This window comes from Roseovarius sp. B-10 (assembly GCF_056859295.1).
Map to the genome: position 1 here is coordinate 121,274 of NZ_JBSXOE010000032.1, position 12,986 is coordinate 134,259.

Here is a 12,986-nt window from a genome sequence, read left to right on the forward strand (position 1 = left end):
CATGCGGAAAGGTGCGCGCGCCGCTCACCCCCCCTTGAGCCGCTTGAGCAGCACCACCTCGCTATCCTCGGCGATGGGCTGAAACCAGCTATCATTGTAGATGCGTCCGTCGATGGAGACCGACACGCCGCGCTCCAGTTCCGGGCGCAGGCCGGGGAATTTCTCCCCCAGCCCGTCGAGCAACTCGCGCAAGGTGGCCGCTTTGATCTCCACCTTGCGCGCGCCCTCGGCCTGATCGGCCAGCGAGCCCCAGAGCACAACTTCGACCATCAGCCGTCCGCTTGCGCCTGCAACGCCGCCAGCACGCGCGGCGGCGACATCGGCAGTTGCGTCATCCGCACGCCCGCCGCCGCCGACACCGCGTTGGCGATGGCCGCGAGTGGCGGCACGATGGAGGTCTCGCCCACCCCCCGCACGCCGTAGGGATGCCCCGGATTGGGGATCTCCAGGATCACCGTGTCGATCATCGGCAGGTCCGAGGCCACCGGGATGCGATAATCGAGGAACCCGGCATTCTGCAGGATGCCATCCTTGCCATAGATATATTCCTCGTTCAGCGCCCAGCCGATGCCTTGCACAGCCCCGCCTTGGAACTGGCCTTCGACGTAGGAGGGATGCACCGCCTTGCCGGCATCCTGAAACACCGTGTAGCGCAGCATTTTTGTCGAGCCGGTGTCGGGGTCGAGCTCCACATCCACCATATGCGTGGCAAAGCTCACCCCCGCCCCTTCGGCATTCACCTCGTGATGCCCGGCAATCGGCCCGCCCGTGTTGGAGGCGATGGCGGCGATCTCCTTGAGCGTCATGGGCGGGAATTTCCCGGCATTCGGCCCGGCGGGGCGCGCCGCGCCGTCTTCCCATTCCACGGCGTCCTCGTCGATGCCCCAGACCATAGCGGCGCGGCGGCACATTTCCGTCTTGGCCGCGCGGGCCGCTTTAATCGTCGCCAGCCCCACGGCAAAGGTCACGCGGGAGCCGTCTGTCACCTCGTTCTGCCCGAGCGATCCGGTATCGGCGATGATCGTGCGCACCTGATCATAGGGGATGCCCAGCTCTTCGGCGGCCATCATCGTCATCGACGCGCGCGAACCGCCGATATCGGGGTTGCCCTCCGAGACGGTCACCGTGCCGTCCGGCGTGATGTTGAGGCTCACGCAGGTATCACCGCCGAAATTGAACCAGAAGCCGCAAGCCACGCCCCGGCCCTGATTTTCGCCCAAGGGCGCGGACCAGTGCGGATGCGATTTCGCCGCCTCCAGCGTCGCCTTGAGGCCGATGGCGGGATAGGTCGGACCGTAGGACGCTTTCGTTCCCTCATCCGCCCCGTTCATCAGCCGCACCTCCAGCGGGTCGAGACCAAAGCCCTTGGCCGCCTCGTCAATCGCGCTCTCGATGGCGAACGCCGCCATCGGCGCGCCCGGCGCGCGATAGGCCGCGGCCTTGGGCCGGTTGGTGACCACGTCCCAACCCACGGTCTTGACGTTCTCCAGATCATAGGGGGCAAACCCCGACATGGCGCCCATATCGACCGGAGAGCCGGGATAGGCCCCACCCTGGTAGCGCAACTCGGCAAAGCCGGCGGTGATGCGGCCTTCCTTGGTCATGCCGATCTTGACGTCGATAGAGGTCGAGGATGTCGGCCCGGTGGCGCGCAGCACCTCGGAGCGGCTCATCACCATCTTCACGGGACGACCGGACTTGCGGGCCAGCATCAGCGCGACCGGCTCCAGAAACACCACCGTCTTGCCGCCGAACCCGCCACCGATTTCCGATGCGGTGACGCGCAGCTGCCCCTGCTCCATCCCGAGGATCGCGGCACAGGTGTTACGCACCATGTAGTGCCCTTGGGTGCAAACCCACAGATCAGCCTTGCCGTCCGGCCCCATGGTGGCAAGACACGCATGCGGCTCGATATAGCCCTGATGGGTGGCCGCCGTCCGATAGCTGCGCTCGACCACGCGGTCGGCCTGTTTCAGCCCCGCCTCGATATCGCCGTGCCCGAATTCCGAGCGCGCGATCACGTTGGCGGACATGCCCCCGGGCACGGTTTCCTGCTGCCGCCCCTCGTGCAGCACAGGTGCGTCGGGCTTGATCGCCTCGTCCACGTCCGTGACGTGCGGCAGTACCTCGTACTCCACCTCGATCAATTTCAGCGCCTTGCGCGCCACCGCCGGGCTGCTTGCCGCCACGGCGGCCACCGCGTGGCCGTCATAGAGAGCCTTGTCGCCCGCCATGCAATTATCCATCACGTCGGCCACGTCCGCGGGCACCTCGCCGAAATCGGCACGGGTGACCACGGCCTTGACGCCTGAGAGCGCTTCGGCCTTCGACGTGTCGATCCGCTTGATCCGCGCATGGGCATGCGGGCTGCGCAGAATGCGCCCCGTCAGCATGCCCGGCAGGACCATGTCGGCGCCGAACCGCGCGCGCCCCGTCACCTTGTCGATCCCGTCGGGGCGGTCGGGGCGCGTGCCCACGACCTTGAAGTCCCGGGTTTTCTTGGTGTCATCCAGTGCCATTACGACGCCCTCCGCATGTCCGCTGCCGTTTCCATCACGGCGCGGATGATCTTGTCATAGCCGGTGCAGCGGCACAGGTTGCCCGCCAGCCAATAGCGCACCTCCTCCTCGCTCGGGTCGGGGTTGCGCTCCAAGAGCGACTGCGCCGCCACGAGGATTCCCGGCGTGCAGATGCCGCATTGCAGCGCGGCCATCTCGATGAATTTACGCTGCAACGGGTGCAACTGATCGCCCTTGGCCATACCCTCGATGGTGGCGACCTCGCGCCCCTCGGCCTCGGCCCCCAGCATCAGGCAGGAACAGACGAGACGGCCATCCACGGCCACCGAACAGGCCCCGCAATCGCCAGTGCCGCAGCCCTCCTTGGTGCCGGTCAGCCCCAGCCGGTCGCGCAGCACGTCGAGCAGCGTGTCCTCGGGTTCGCAGAGGAACTCGGTCTCATCGCCGTTGATCTTTGTGGTGACGTGTATCTGGCTCATGCCGTATCTCCTTTCGCGCGGTTTACCGCGATCACCGCGGCGCGGCGGGCCAATACACCCGCCACGTGCCTGCGGAAATCCACCGTGCCGCGCTTGTCATCTATGGGTGTTGCCGCCTTCGAGCAGGCCGCCGCCAGGTCATCCAGCGCCGCCTCGTCGAGCACGCGGCGCTTGATCGCCTCTGCCGCTTTCTCGACCAGCATCACCTTGGGACCGACCGCGCCAAGCGAGACCCGCGCCGCTGTTACCCGATCCTCCTCGTCAAGGCTTAGCGAGATGCCGCAGCCCACCACCGCGATATCCATTTCCGTGCGCGGGATGAAGCGCAGATAGGCATCGCCCGACCGCTGCCCGCGCGCGGGCAGCAGGATCGACGCGATGAACTCGCCCGGCTCCAGCGCCGTCTTGCCCGGCCCCTGGGGCACGTCGATCACGGCCAGGTCGCGTGTGCCGTTCGGCCCGACGATCCGCGCCACCGCCCCGGCGGCCACCATCGCCGGCACCGAATCGGCAGCCGGCGAGGCATTGCACAGGTTGCCCGCCAGCGTCGCGCGCCCCTGCACCTGCGTCGAGCCGATGAGTCCCGCCGCCTCAACCACGCCGGGCCAGTCGGCGACAAGCGCCTCGTGCTCGGACATCTCGGCCCCCGATACGGCCGCCCCGATACGCCAGCCGCCCTCTTCGGCGCGGATGTCCTTCATGCCGTCGATGCGCTTGATATCGACGATCACCTCCGGCTCGATCATCTCCGAGCGCAGCTTCACCAGCAGGTCGGTGCCGCCCGCCAGAACATGCGCGCCCGGCTGCCCGGCAAGGGCAGCGACCGCGTCCTCCACGCTCAAAGGCGCCTCGTATCGCATGGCTTCATCCTTTCGCTCTGCTGTCCGCGCGGCGACTCCGCACAGACGATTTCGTCCGCGACTATCCCGCAAATGCGGACCGGGTGCAAACCGGTTCACGCCACGATCCTGCCCGCAAACGGCAACGGAAAATCCATCTTTCCGCGGTATCACCCCACCGACAAAGGACCGGAGACTGCATTTGCCAGGACCGCCCGCCAGCCAGGCCACACCCCGGCGCCACGCGCGCCTGTTCGAGCTGTTGCGCCAGCAGGAGCAGGCCCGCGCCATCGCTGCCCGCCTCGCCGCGCACCCAACGGCAAATGACGCGGCGATCACCCCCCTCGCCCGGTTGAACGGCCACAGCCTCATGGGCAGCGCGGCTCCACATGGCTGAGGCGGTCTGGGGCAAGACCTGCGCGACTAGCCTGGAGTTGCCATTCGGTTCTTGGACCCGGCGCGGAATTCAACGGCGAAACCCGCCCCCGCGATCCCGCCGGTTCTCTGCGCCCCTCAGCCGCGAAACCCGGTTGCGACCACGAATTTCTCGGAACTGTCGGCGCGCGAGGCGGGGGGCTTGACGTTCGCGACCTTGGTGAATCGCTGCTTGAGCACCTTCTGAAGATCGCCCTCGGCCCCGCCCGCCAGTACCTTCGACACGAAGGTGCCGCCCTCCTCCAGAACGTCGAAGGCCAGATAGGCCGCTGCCTCGCACAGCGCGATGATACGCAGATGGTCGGTCTGCTTGTGCCCCGAGCTTGACGCCGCCATGTCCGACATCACCACGTCGGCGCCCCCCCCGAGCCACGCCTTCACCTGCGCGTCGGCGCCCTCCTCCATGAAATCGAGCTGATGAATTTCGGCGCCGGGAATCGCCTCCACCTCCTGCAGGTCGATGCCGATGATCCGGCCCTGCCGCTTGCCAGGCCGGTCGCCCAGCGCGTTGATGCGCGGCACCGCCACCTGCAACCAGCCGCCCGGCGCGCAGCCCAGATCGACCACCCGCGCGCCCGGCACGAGAAAGCGAAACTTGTCATCGAGCTCCATGATCTTGTAGGCCGCGCGGCCTCGGTAACCCTCGGCCTGCGCGCGCTTCACATACGGGTCGTTGAGCTGCCGCTGCAGCCACCGCGTCGAGGACGAGCGCCGCCCCCTCGCGGTCTTGACCTTTACGGTCAGGTCGCGCTGCCCGCGCCCCGATGTGTTCTTGCCGTCCGGCCCTTTCGCCATCAGTCCTCTCCGTCCTCTAGCACGCCATCGGCGGCCATTTGCGCATAAAGCATCCCCTCGCGCAGACCCCGGTCGGCCACGCTGAGCCGGTCCGTTGGCCAGCACCGCAGCAACGCCTGAAGGATCGCCGCGCCCGACATTATGAGCGTCTGCCGGTCCTGTCCGATACGCGGGTCGCGCCGCCGTCCGGCGGGGCCGAGCGCGAGGTAGGAGCGGATCACGCGGTCGATCTCGTCGCTGGTCATGGTGAGCCCGTCCACCTTGTTGCGGTCATAGCGGCGCAGGCCCAGGTGACTCGCCGCCACGGTGGTGATGGTGCCGCTGGTCCCCACGATCTGGAATCCGTCCCGGCTCTGCTCGTCCTTGTAGGGGGCGAACTCGGCGAGGTTCTCCTCGAAATACCAGCTCATCAGCGCGAACCGCGCGGCATCGTCCTCGACATCGCGGAACTGCTCGCGCAGCGTCGCCACCCCGAGCGGCACGCTGATCCAGTCCACCACCCGCGCGGCGGGCCCCTCGCCGCTGTGCTGGAATCCCATATGCATCCGCATGATGGCGCGCTTGCGCTCGGGCTCGGGCACGCCGCGCAGGTCGATCCAGACAAGCTCGGTCGAGCCGCCGCCGATATCCACCACCAGAAGCTGCTCGGTGCGCGCACTCACCAGCGGCGCGCAGGAAATCACCGCCAGCCGCGCCTCTTCCTCGGTCGGGATCACGTCGAGCGTCAGGCCGGTCTCGCGCTCCACCCGGGCCATGAATTCGGCGCCGTTCACCGCGCGGCGGCACGCCTCCGTCGCCACCAGCCGCATCCGCGTGACCTTGTGGCGGCGCAGCTTCTGCCGGCACACGCGCAGCGCCTGTATCGTGCGGTAGATCGCGGCGCGCGACAAACGCCCCGACCGCTCCAGCCCGGCCCCGAGCTGAACCGATTTCGAGAAACTGTCGACCACGCGAAACGTCCTGCCCTCGGGGCGGGCGATCAGCATGCGACAACTGTTGGTGCCAAGATCGAGCGCCGCGTAGAGCGGCGTCCGATCCGGCAGGCTCGGCGCGGGGCTCTCGACCGGTTCCGGGATAGCGCCCGCACCAATCGGACGCTTGGGCGCCATGACAACACGCCCTCCATTTCAAGTTACCCCGAGAGTAGGCGCATCCGCGCCCCCGCGCAAGGGCTCGCGCCGCAGTGCCGCACCCGGCGGTCAGCGAAAAATCCGCTCGCCCTGCTCGTCGATGACCTGTTTCGCCTTGCGCAGCGATACCGCCGCCGCCTCGTCGCGATCGCGCAGCACATCGGCGCGCAGGAAATGATGCACCTTCACCTCGCCGCCCAGTTCCTTCTCGATCCGCGCGCCCACACGATAGCCGTCGCTTTCTTCCTGCGGGGCGGGTGTGATGAGATATCCGTGGTAGTCTTCGACAGGGGCCTCGGCCGCTTCGCGCTTTGCGCCACCGCCTCCGCCGCCGAACAGTCGTGACAGGATGGACATGGTGGGCCTCCTTTATGGTCCGGGCACAGAGTGGGTGAAACCCGCCACAAGCGCAAACGGAATTTCCTCAAGGTGGGGGGGGCGCCCACCCTGCGCTGGCTGGAATCATGCCAAGATCACCGGGGGAGAGTAGCTCAGTATTCCACTACTTCCCCGTTTTGCTCGTCTTGGAAACCGGTTTCTTGTCCACCCTACTGATCCAGGAAACTCCGCAGCTTCCTTGACCGCGACGGATGCTTCAGCTTTCGGAGCGCCTTGGCCTCGATCTGCCGGATCCGCTCGCGCGTCACCGAGAACTGTTGCCCCACCTCTTCCAGCGTGTGGTCGGTATTCATCCCGATCCCAAAGCGCATGCGCAGCACCCGCTCCTCGCGGGGTGTCAGGGACGCCAGCACCCGCGTCGTCGTCTCGCGCAGGTTGTCCTGGATGGCCGAATCCAGCGGCAGGATCACGTTCTTGTCCTCGATGAAATCGCCAAGCTGGCTGTCTTCCTCGTCACCGATGGGCGTCTCGAGGGAAATCGGCTCCTTGGCGATCTTCATCACCTTGCGGACCTTCTCCAGCGGCATCTGCAGCTTTTCGGCCAGCTCCTCGGGCGTGGGCTCGCGGCCGATCTCGTGGAGCATCTGGCGCCCCGTGCGCACCAGCTTGTTGATCGTCTCTATCATGTGCACGGGGATGCGGATGGTGCGCGCCTGGTCGGCGATGCTACGGGTGATCGCCTGCCGGATCCACCACGTCGCATAGGTCGAGAACTTGTAGCCGCGGCGATACTCGAACTTGTCCACCGCCTTCATCAGGCCGATATTGCCTTCCTGGATGAGATCAAGGAACTGCAACCCGCGGTTGGTGTATTTCTTGGCGATCGAAATGACCAGACGCAGGTTGGCCTCGACCATCTCCTTCTTGGCCTGGCGGGCCTCTTTCTCGCCCTTCTGGACCTGTCCAACAATGCGGCGGAACTCGCTGATGTCGAGGCCCACATACTGGCCCACCTGCGCCATGTCGGCGCGCTGTTCGGCTACCTTGTCGGCAAAGCGCTCGATGAACATCTGCCAGCCGCGCCCGGGCTTTTGCGCCATGTCTTCGAGCCACACGGGATCAAGCTCGCGCCCGCGGTATTCCTCGATGAACTCGCGGCGGTTGATGCGCGCCTGGTCGGCCAGCTTCACCATCGCGCCGTCGATCTGCATGATCCGGCGGTTGATGCCGTAAAGCTGGTCGATCAGTGCCTCGATGCGGTTGTTGTGCAGGTGAAGCGAGTTGACCAGCTCGACGATCTCGGCGCGCAGCTTCTGGTATTTCGCCTCCTGCGCCGCGGAAAAAGAGCTGTCCTCGTTGAGCGTGGCAGAGATGCGGTTGTCCTGCATCTCGCTCAGTTGCGTGAAATCCTCGGCGATGCGGTCGAGCGTCTCGAGCACCCGCGGCTTGAGCGCGGCCTCCATCGCGGCGAGGCTCATGTTGGCCTGCTCGTCCTCTTCCTCGTCGTCCTCGGTATTGCGGATCGGGTTGCCGTCGGCGTCGAGTTCCTCGCCCTTGTCCTCGCGCGTCCCCTTGTCCTCGCGCGTCTCCTGCCCCGGCGGGGTGGGCACGTTGGCGGCGACCACGGGCTCCTCGCCCTCCTCGCCCGGCTGGTTGCCAAACGTGGTCTCTAGGTCGATCACGTCCCGCAGGAGGATGTCCTCACCCAAAAGCTCGTCGCGCCAGATGGTGATCGCCTGGAACGTCAGCGGGCTCTCGCACAGCCCGGCGATCATCGTGTTGCGGCCCGCCTCGATGCGCTTGGCGATGGCAATCTCGCCCTCGCGGCTCAAGAGCTCGACCGAGCCCATCTCGCGCAGGTACATGCGCACCGGATCGTCGGTGCGGTCGAGCTTTTCCTCCTTGCCCGACCCGAGGGTGATCTCGCCCTTCTTGCCGATCTCGGCGACGGCGGTGGTCTTGCCGTCGTCTTCCTCGCCCTCTTCTTCCTCGATGATGTTGATGCCCATTTCCGACAGCATCGACATGACGTCCTCGATCTGTTCGGACGACACCTGGTCAGGCGGCAGCACCTGGTTGAGCTGGTCGTAGGTGATGAAGCCCTTCTCGCGGGCCGCCGATATCATTCGCTTCACCGCAGCCTGCGACATGTCGAGCGAAACTTCCTGCTCCTGCTCCTCGGGCTTCTGCTCGTCGGTGTCCTTGGCGGCCATGCGCATCTCCTCGGCGGTTTCGGGCATGTGATTCGTTGACCCGAATCAATAGCGCGATCATCTGATTCGCACACCCGTTTACTGTTTATTTCTTGCCTCTTCCGCATCGAAATGCGATTCGGTCACGGTTCGGCTCCCTAATGCCCCGACTTGGGGCGGTCCAGTTGCCTGAGCAGCTTCGCAAATGCCTCGCGCTCCTCGCGGTCGAGGCGCAGGCCATTCTCGCCCAGGTCATAAACGGTGCGGTCCTCCTGTTCGCTGCGCTGCGCGCGGTTGCGCGCCTCCGCAGCCTGCGCCACGCGCCATGTCAGCGTCTCGTCGGCCAGGCCGCCGATATCCTCGACCGCCTCGCGCAATTCCGCCTCCATGCCGGCACGCGCCGCCAGCTTGGCGAATTCCTCGCGCAGGGTGAGCGTCGCGCGCTCGCGATCACCCGCGTGGCGTACCGACGGGGCGATCGCGACATGGGGCAGCGCCAGAAGCTTTTCAAGGGTATCCTCGCCCATCTCCGCGCCAATCTGCGCGCGCAGCGTCTCGGCCCCTGCCCCTGCATGGCGCAGGATCGCCGCGCGCAGCCCGGCAAGATCGGGGTCGCGACAGCGCAGCCGCTCGATCTCGGCCTCGAACTCCTCGGCCACCTCCGGGCAGCAAACCAGCGTCGCGAGGATCACCTCCTCGCGCAGGCGGACCGCCTGTTCGGCGTTTCCCGACACCAGGGCGGAGTTGCGCGTCTCCGCGCGCGCAGTTTCGGGCGGCGAGCTCCACTTTCCCTTGCCGCTGCCACCGCGTCCGCGCGGGGCTTGCGGGGCCTGCCTGCGCGGATTGAAGAGCTGCCAGCGCAGGTCCTTCAACTCGCGCTCGTAATAACCGCGCAGCGACGGGTCACGGATCAGCGCGGCCTTTTCGCGGCAGGTGCGTTCGAGCGCCGCCTTGCGCTCGGGCGTGTCGAAATCGCGCCCCTCTGTCTCGCGCTGCCACATCAGCCGCACCAAGGGCAGCGCCGCGTCGATCCGCGCCTGCACAGAACCCGGGCCTTCGGCGCGCAGCAGGTCGTCGGGGTCCTTGCCCTCGGGCATGAGCGCAAAGCGCAGCGTGCGCCCCGCCTCCAGCAGCGGCAGCGCCATGTCGATCACGCGGTAGGCTGCGCCCAGCCCGGCGCGGTCGCCGTCGAGCATGATGATCGGCTCGTCCGCCATCCGCCACAAGAGCTGCAACTGATGCTCGGTCACCGCCGTGCCCAGCGGGGCCACCGCCGCCTCGAATCCGGCGGACACCAGCGCGATCACATCCATATAGCCTTCGGCAACGATCAGCGGGTGGCCTTTTCCAGTGGCCTCGCGCGCGGGGCCGTGATGGTAGAGCGTGCGCGACTTGTCGAATATCTCGGTCTCGGGAGAGTTGAGATACTTGGCGTTGTCGTTCGGGTCCATCGCCCGCCCGCCAAAGGCGATGCAGCGCCCGCGCGCGTCGCGGATCGGGAACATGATGCGGTTGCGGAACACGTCGTAGGGCCGTCCGCCCTTGTCGCTCTCGCGCGCCAGCCCGCAGGCGAGGATCATCCCGGGATCCACGCCCTTGCTAGTCAGGTGATCCCACAACCCCTGCCAGCCCTCGGGGGCAAAGCCGATCCCGAAGCGGTCCTGAACCTGCAGGTTCAGGCCGCGAACCGTGAGGTAGTCGCGCGCCGCGGCACCGGCCCCGCTGCGCAACTGCATCCCGAAGAAGCGCGCCGCCTGCTCCATCACCTCGGTCAGTTGCCCGCGCCGGTCGGCCTTTTCCTGCGCCTGCGGGTCGCGCTCGGGCATCTGCATCCCGGCCTCTGCGGCGAGGATGCGCACCGCCTCGATGAAATCGACGTTCTCGGTCTCGCGGACAAAGCTGATCGCGTCGCCCTTGGCGTGACAGCCGAAGCAGTAGTAGAATCCCTTGCGGTCATCGACGTGAAACGACGCGGTCTTTTCCTGGTGGAACGGGCACGGGGCCCACATGTCGCCCTTGGCCTGGTTGGATTTGCGGTTGTCCCACATCACCTTGCGGCCCACGACCTGTGACAGCGACAGGTGCGACCGTAATTCGTCGAGAAATCCCGGGGGCAGGCTCATGCCCCATATATCGGGCTGGGCGGGCCGTCTGTCCAGAGGCTCACTGTGTCTTGCACTGCGCGACCCATGCCCCGGCCACGTCCTTTTGCAGGTCTTCCTCGGGCAGGTCGTAGACCCAATCGACCAGGAGTTGCACAGCGGGCGCATACCCCTCTTGCGACGCATCCAGCCCGTTGTTGATCCCCGACTTCGCCGCGTCGGCCGACTGTCCGTCCCGCCGCGCCTCCACCGCCGCGGCGACGATCTCGCCGGTGGGTTCGCAGATCGGGTTCTGCGCGGTGGCGGCAAACGGCAACAGCGCGCACAGCGTCACAAGGCCCAAGGATATCATCCGCATCGGTCCGGTCTCCCTTCACAAACGGCGCGCAGGCTAGGCGATTCCGACGCGTTACGCCAGCAGGTTACGACAGATCGCCCGGTGCACGCGCCGGGTGGTTTGACACGGCTGACCAACCCGCGAGACGCAGCGCGCCTCATGTCCCGCGCCGGTCGGGCGGCATGCCCGCGCGCACCGCCGCCTCGCAGGCGGCGGCCAGCGCCTTGCGCCCCCCGGCCCCGTCGAGCGGGATCGGCGCATGGCACACCACGCGCACCCGTCCCTGCCGCACAGCCCCCAGAACCGCCAGCAGGTGGCCAGCAAACTCCATGTCGCCCCACCAGCCGTAGAGCCGCGGATCAGCGCCCTCGGGGGCCTCGTAGACCAGCGTCACCGGCTGCACCCGCGCGCCCTCCAGCCCGGCGTCGGGCTCGCAGAGCGCCTCGAACAGGGTCGATTTGAACGGGCGGACCCGCATCCCGTCGGTGCTCGTGCCCTCGGGAAAGAAAAGCAGCCGCTGCCCGGCGGCCAGCCGGTCCCGCAACAGCGCCGTATGCGCCCGCGCCGCGCGCGGGTCGCGCGTTATGAAAACAGTGCCGACAAGCCGCGCCAGAAAGCCGATGCCGGGCCAGCCCGCCACCTCGGACTTGGACACGAAATACACACGCTTGCGCGCGTTGAGCGCGAAGATGTCGAGCCACGAGACATGGTTGGCCACCACCGCGCCGGGGCCCCGCATGGACGCGCCCTCCACAACATGCGCGATCCCGAGGATCGCGAGGGTCCGGCGGCATACCCAGATGGTGATCGGCTGCGTCCACGGCCGCGCCACGCCGTGCAAGGGTCGCTCCGCCAGCCGCAGCACCAGCGTGGCGAGTACACCCGCCCCGATCACCAGCGCGATGCGCCCGCCGCGCCAGAGCACCCGCCGCCAGTGCCCCGGCGCGCGCCCGGTATCGGGCGGTGGCGTGGGCGACTGCCAGGTGACGCTCATCCCGCGCCCCCACGGGTGTAGATCGCGCGCTGCCGTTCACTCAGAAGCGCCGTATCCATCACCAGGCAGACGTCTGTCGTGTTGAAGGCGTGATCGACATAGGCCCCCTCGCCCACGCAGCCGCCCAGCCGCAGATAGGCCTTGATGAGCGGGGGCACCGCACGCATCGCGCCGGTGCGGTCGATCTCCGACTCCGGCACCAGATCCATCGGCTGAAAGCACTCGGGCCGCGCCCGCACTCGCAACGCGGGCGGCGCGAGATGCCGGTGATGCAACAGCGACAACGGCTGCGCCAGTGCCGCGACGTCGGTGCCATGAAAGCTCGCCACGCCGAACAGCACCTCGATCCCGTGGCGTTCGACATAGTGCGCCAGCCCCTGCCACAGGTGGTAGAGCGCCTCGCCGCCGCGATAGGGCCGTGCCACGCAGGAGCGGCCCAGCTCCAGCAACCGCCGGCCGCTCGCGCGCAACGGCGCAAGGTCGTATTCGTCCTCGGAGTAGAACTGCCCGGCGCGCGCCGCCCCCTCTTCGCGCAGCAGCCGGTAGACGCCCACCACCTCGCCGCCCCGGCGCAGGTCGCGCAGAAGCATGTGATCGAAGACCGGATCGAACCGGTCGCGCTCCAGCCGCGCGGCGTGATCGACCAGCGGGCCGTCGCCGCCCAGTTCCTCGACAAAGACCTCGTAGCGCAGCCGCTGCGCGGCCTCGATACCGGCGGCGTCATGCGCAAGCTCGACACGGAATCGGGGGGCGGGTGTGGTCATCGGCCTCGTCTCTGATGCGACTGCAAGGCTTCTACGCAGCCGCGCCTTCGGTTGCAACGTG

13 protein-coding genes are annotated in these 12,986 nt (G+C 67.3%); 1 reads left to right on the forward strand and 12 read right to left on the reverse strand.

The window, feature by feature from the left end; translation table 11 throughout:
• Positions 1 to 24 precede the first annotated feature (24 nt).
• From AC13D8_RS09650 to AC13D8_RS09665, 4 genes are read right to left on the reverse strand one after another with little or no spacing between them, the layout of a single operon-like run.
• Positions 25 to 270: a MoaD/ThiS family protein gene (locus AC13D8_RS09650; RefSeq protein WP_129432161.1), complete on the reverse strand. Its 246-nt coding sequence runs from the start codon at positions 268 to 270 to the stop codon at positions 25 to 27.
• Positions 270 to 2,519, reverse strand: a complete 2,250-nt coding sequence (locus AC13D8_RS09655; RefSeq protein ID WP_482968646.1) for a xanthine dehydrogenase family protein molybdopterin-binding subunit — start codon at positions 2,517 to 2,519, stop codon at positions 270 to 272. Before AC13D8_RS09655 ends, AC13D8_RS09650 begins: the two co-directional genes overlap by 1 nt.
• Positions 2,519 to 2,998: a (2Fe-2S)-binding protein gene (locus AC13D8_RS09660; RefSeq protein ID WP_104017303.1), complete on the reverse strand. Its 480-nt coding sequence runs from the start codon at positions 2,996 to 2,998 to the stop codon at positions 2,519 to 2,521. Before AC13D8_RS09660 ends, AC13D8_RS09655 begins: the two co-directional genes overlap by 1 nt.
• Positions 2,995 to 3,858, reverse strand: a complete 864-nt coding sequence (locus tag AC13D8_RS09665) for an FAD binding domain-containing protein (protein WP_482968647.1) — start codon at positions 3,856 to 3,858, stop codon at positions 2,995 to 2,997. Before AC13D8_RS09665 ends, AC13D8_RS09660 begins: the two co-directional genes overlap by 4 nt.
• Before the next feature lie 181 nt (positions 3,859 to 4,039).
• On the opposite strand from AC13D8_RS09665, the gene AC13D8_RS09670 reads away from it, so the two are divergent.
• A complete protein-coding gene (locus tag AC13D8_RS09670; RefSeq protein WP_482968648.1) occupies positions 4,040 to 4,234 on the forward strand; it encodes a hypothetical protein in 195 nt (64 codons plus the stop codon).
• Between the two features lie 116 nt (positions 4,235 to 4,350).
• On the opposite strand, the gene AC13D8_RS09675 is transcribed toward AC13D8_RS09670, so the two are convergent.
• The 8 genes from AC13D8_RS09675 to olsB all read right to left on the reverse strand — a co-directional run bounded on the left by AC13D8_RS09675 (position 4,351) and on the right by olsB (position 12,925).
• A complete protein-coding gene (locus AC13D8_RS09675) occupies positions 4,351 to 5,067 on the reverse strand; it encodes an RlmE family RNA methyltransferase (protein ID WP_482968649.1) in 717 nt (238 codons plus the stop codon).
• The gene (locus tag AC13D8_RS09680) at positions 5,067 to 6,176 is read right to left on the reverse strand and encodes a Ppx/GppA phosphatase family protein (protein WP_482968650.1); all 1,110 of its coding nucleotides are present in this window, start codon (positions 6,174 to 6,176) and stop codon (positions 5,067 to 5,069) included. Before AC13D8_RS09680 ends, AC13D8_RS09675 begins: the two co-directional genes overlap by 1 nt.
• A 90-nt stretch (positions 6,177 to 6,266) precedes the next feature.
• Positions 6,267 to 6,554 carry an HlyU family transcriptional regulator gene (locus AC13D8_RS09685; protein ID WP_482968651.1) on the reverse strand — a complete coding sequence of 96 codons (288 nt, stop codon included), beginning with the start codon at positions 6,552 to 6,554 and terminating at the stop codon, positions 6,267 to 6,269.
• Positions 6,555 to 6,745: 191 nt separating this feature from the next.
• Positions 6,746 to 8,749, reverse strand: a complete 2,004-nt coding sequence (gene rpoD / locus AC13D8_RS09690; RefSeq protein WP_482968780.1) for an RNA polymerase sigma factor RpoD — start codon at positions 8,747 to 8,749, stop codon at positions 6,746 to 6,748.
• 137 nt (positions 8,750 to 8,886) lie between these two features.
• Complete coding sequence (gene dnaG, locus AC13D8_RS09695) at positions 8,887 to 10,851, reverse strand: DNA primase (RefSeq protein WP_482968652.1); 1,965 nt, start codon at positions 10,849 to 10,851, stop codon at positions 8,887 to 8,889.
• Between the two features lie 40 nt (positions 10,852 to 10,891).
• Positions 10,892 to 11,188 carry a DNA primase gene (locus tag AC13D8_RS09700; RefSeq protein ID WP_482968653.1) on the reverse strand — a complete coding sequence of 99 codons (297 nt, stop codon included), beginning with the start codon at positions 11,186 to 11,188 and terminating at the stop codon, positions 10,892 to 10,894.
• Between the two features lie 136 nt (positions 11,189 to 11,324).
• Complete coding sequence (olsA, locus tag AC13D8_RS09705; protein ID WP_482968654.1) at positions 11,325 to 12,161, reverse strand: lyso-ornithine lipid O-acyltransferase; 837 nt, start codon at positions 12,159 to 12,161, stop codon at positions 11,325 to 11,327.
• Positions 12,158 to 12,925 carry an L-ornithine N(alpha)-acyltransferase gene (olsB, locus tag AC13D8_RS09710; RefSeq protein ID WP_482968655.1) on the reverse strand — a complete coding sequence of 256 codons (768 nt, stop codon included), beginning with the start codon at positions 12,923 to 12,925 and terminating at the stop codon, positions 12,158 to 12,160. Before olsB ends, olsA begins: the two co-directional genes overlap by 4 nt.
• Positions 12,926 to 12,986: the final 61 nt, after the last annotated feature.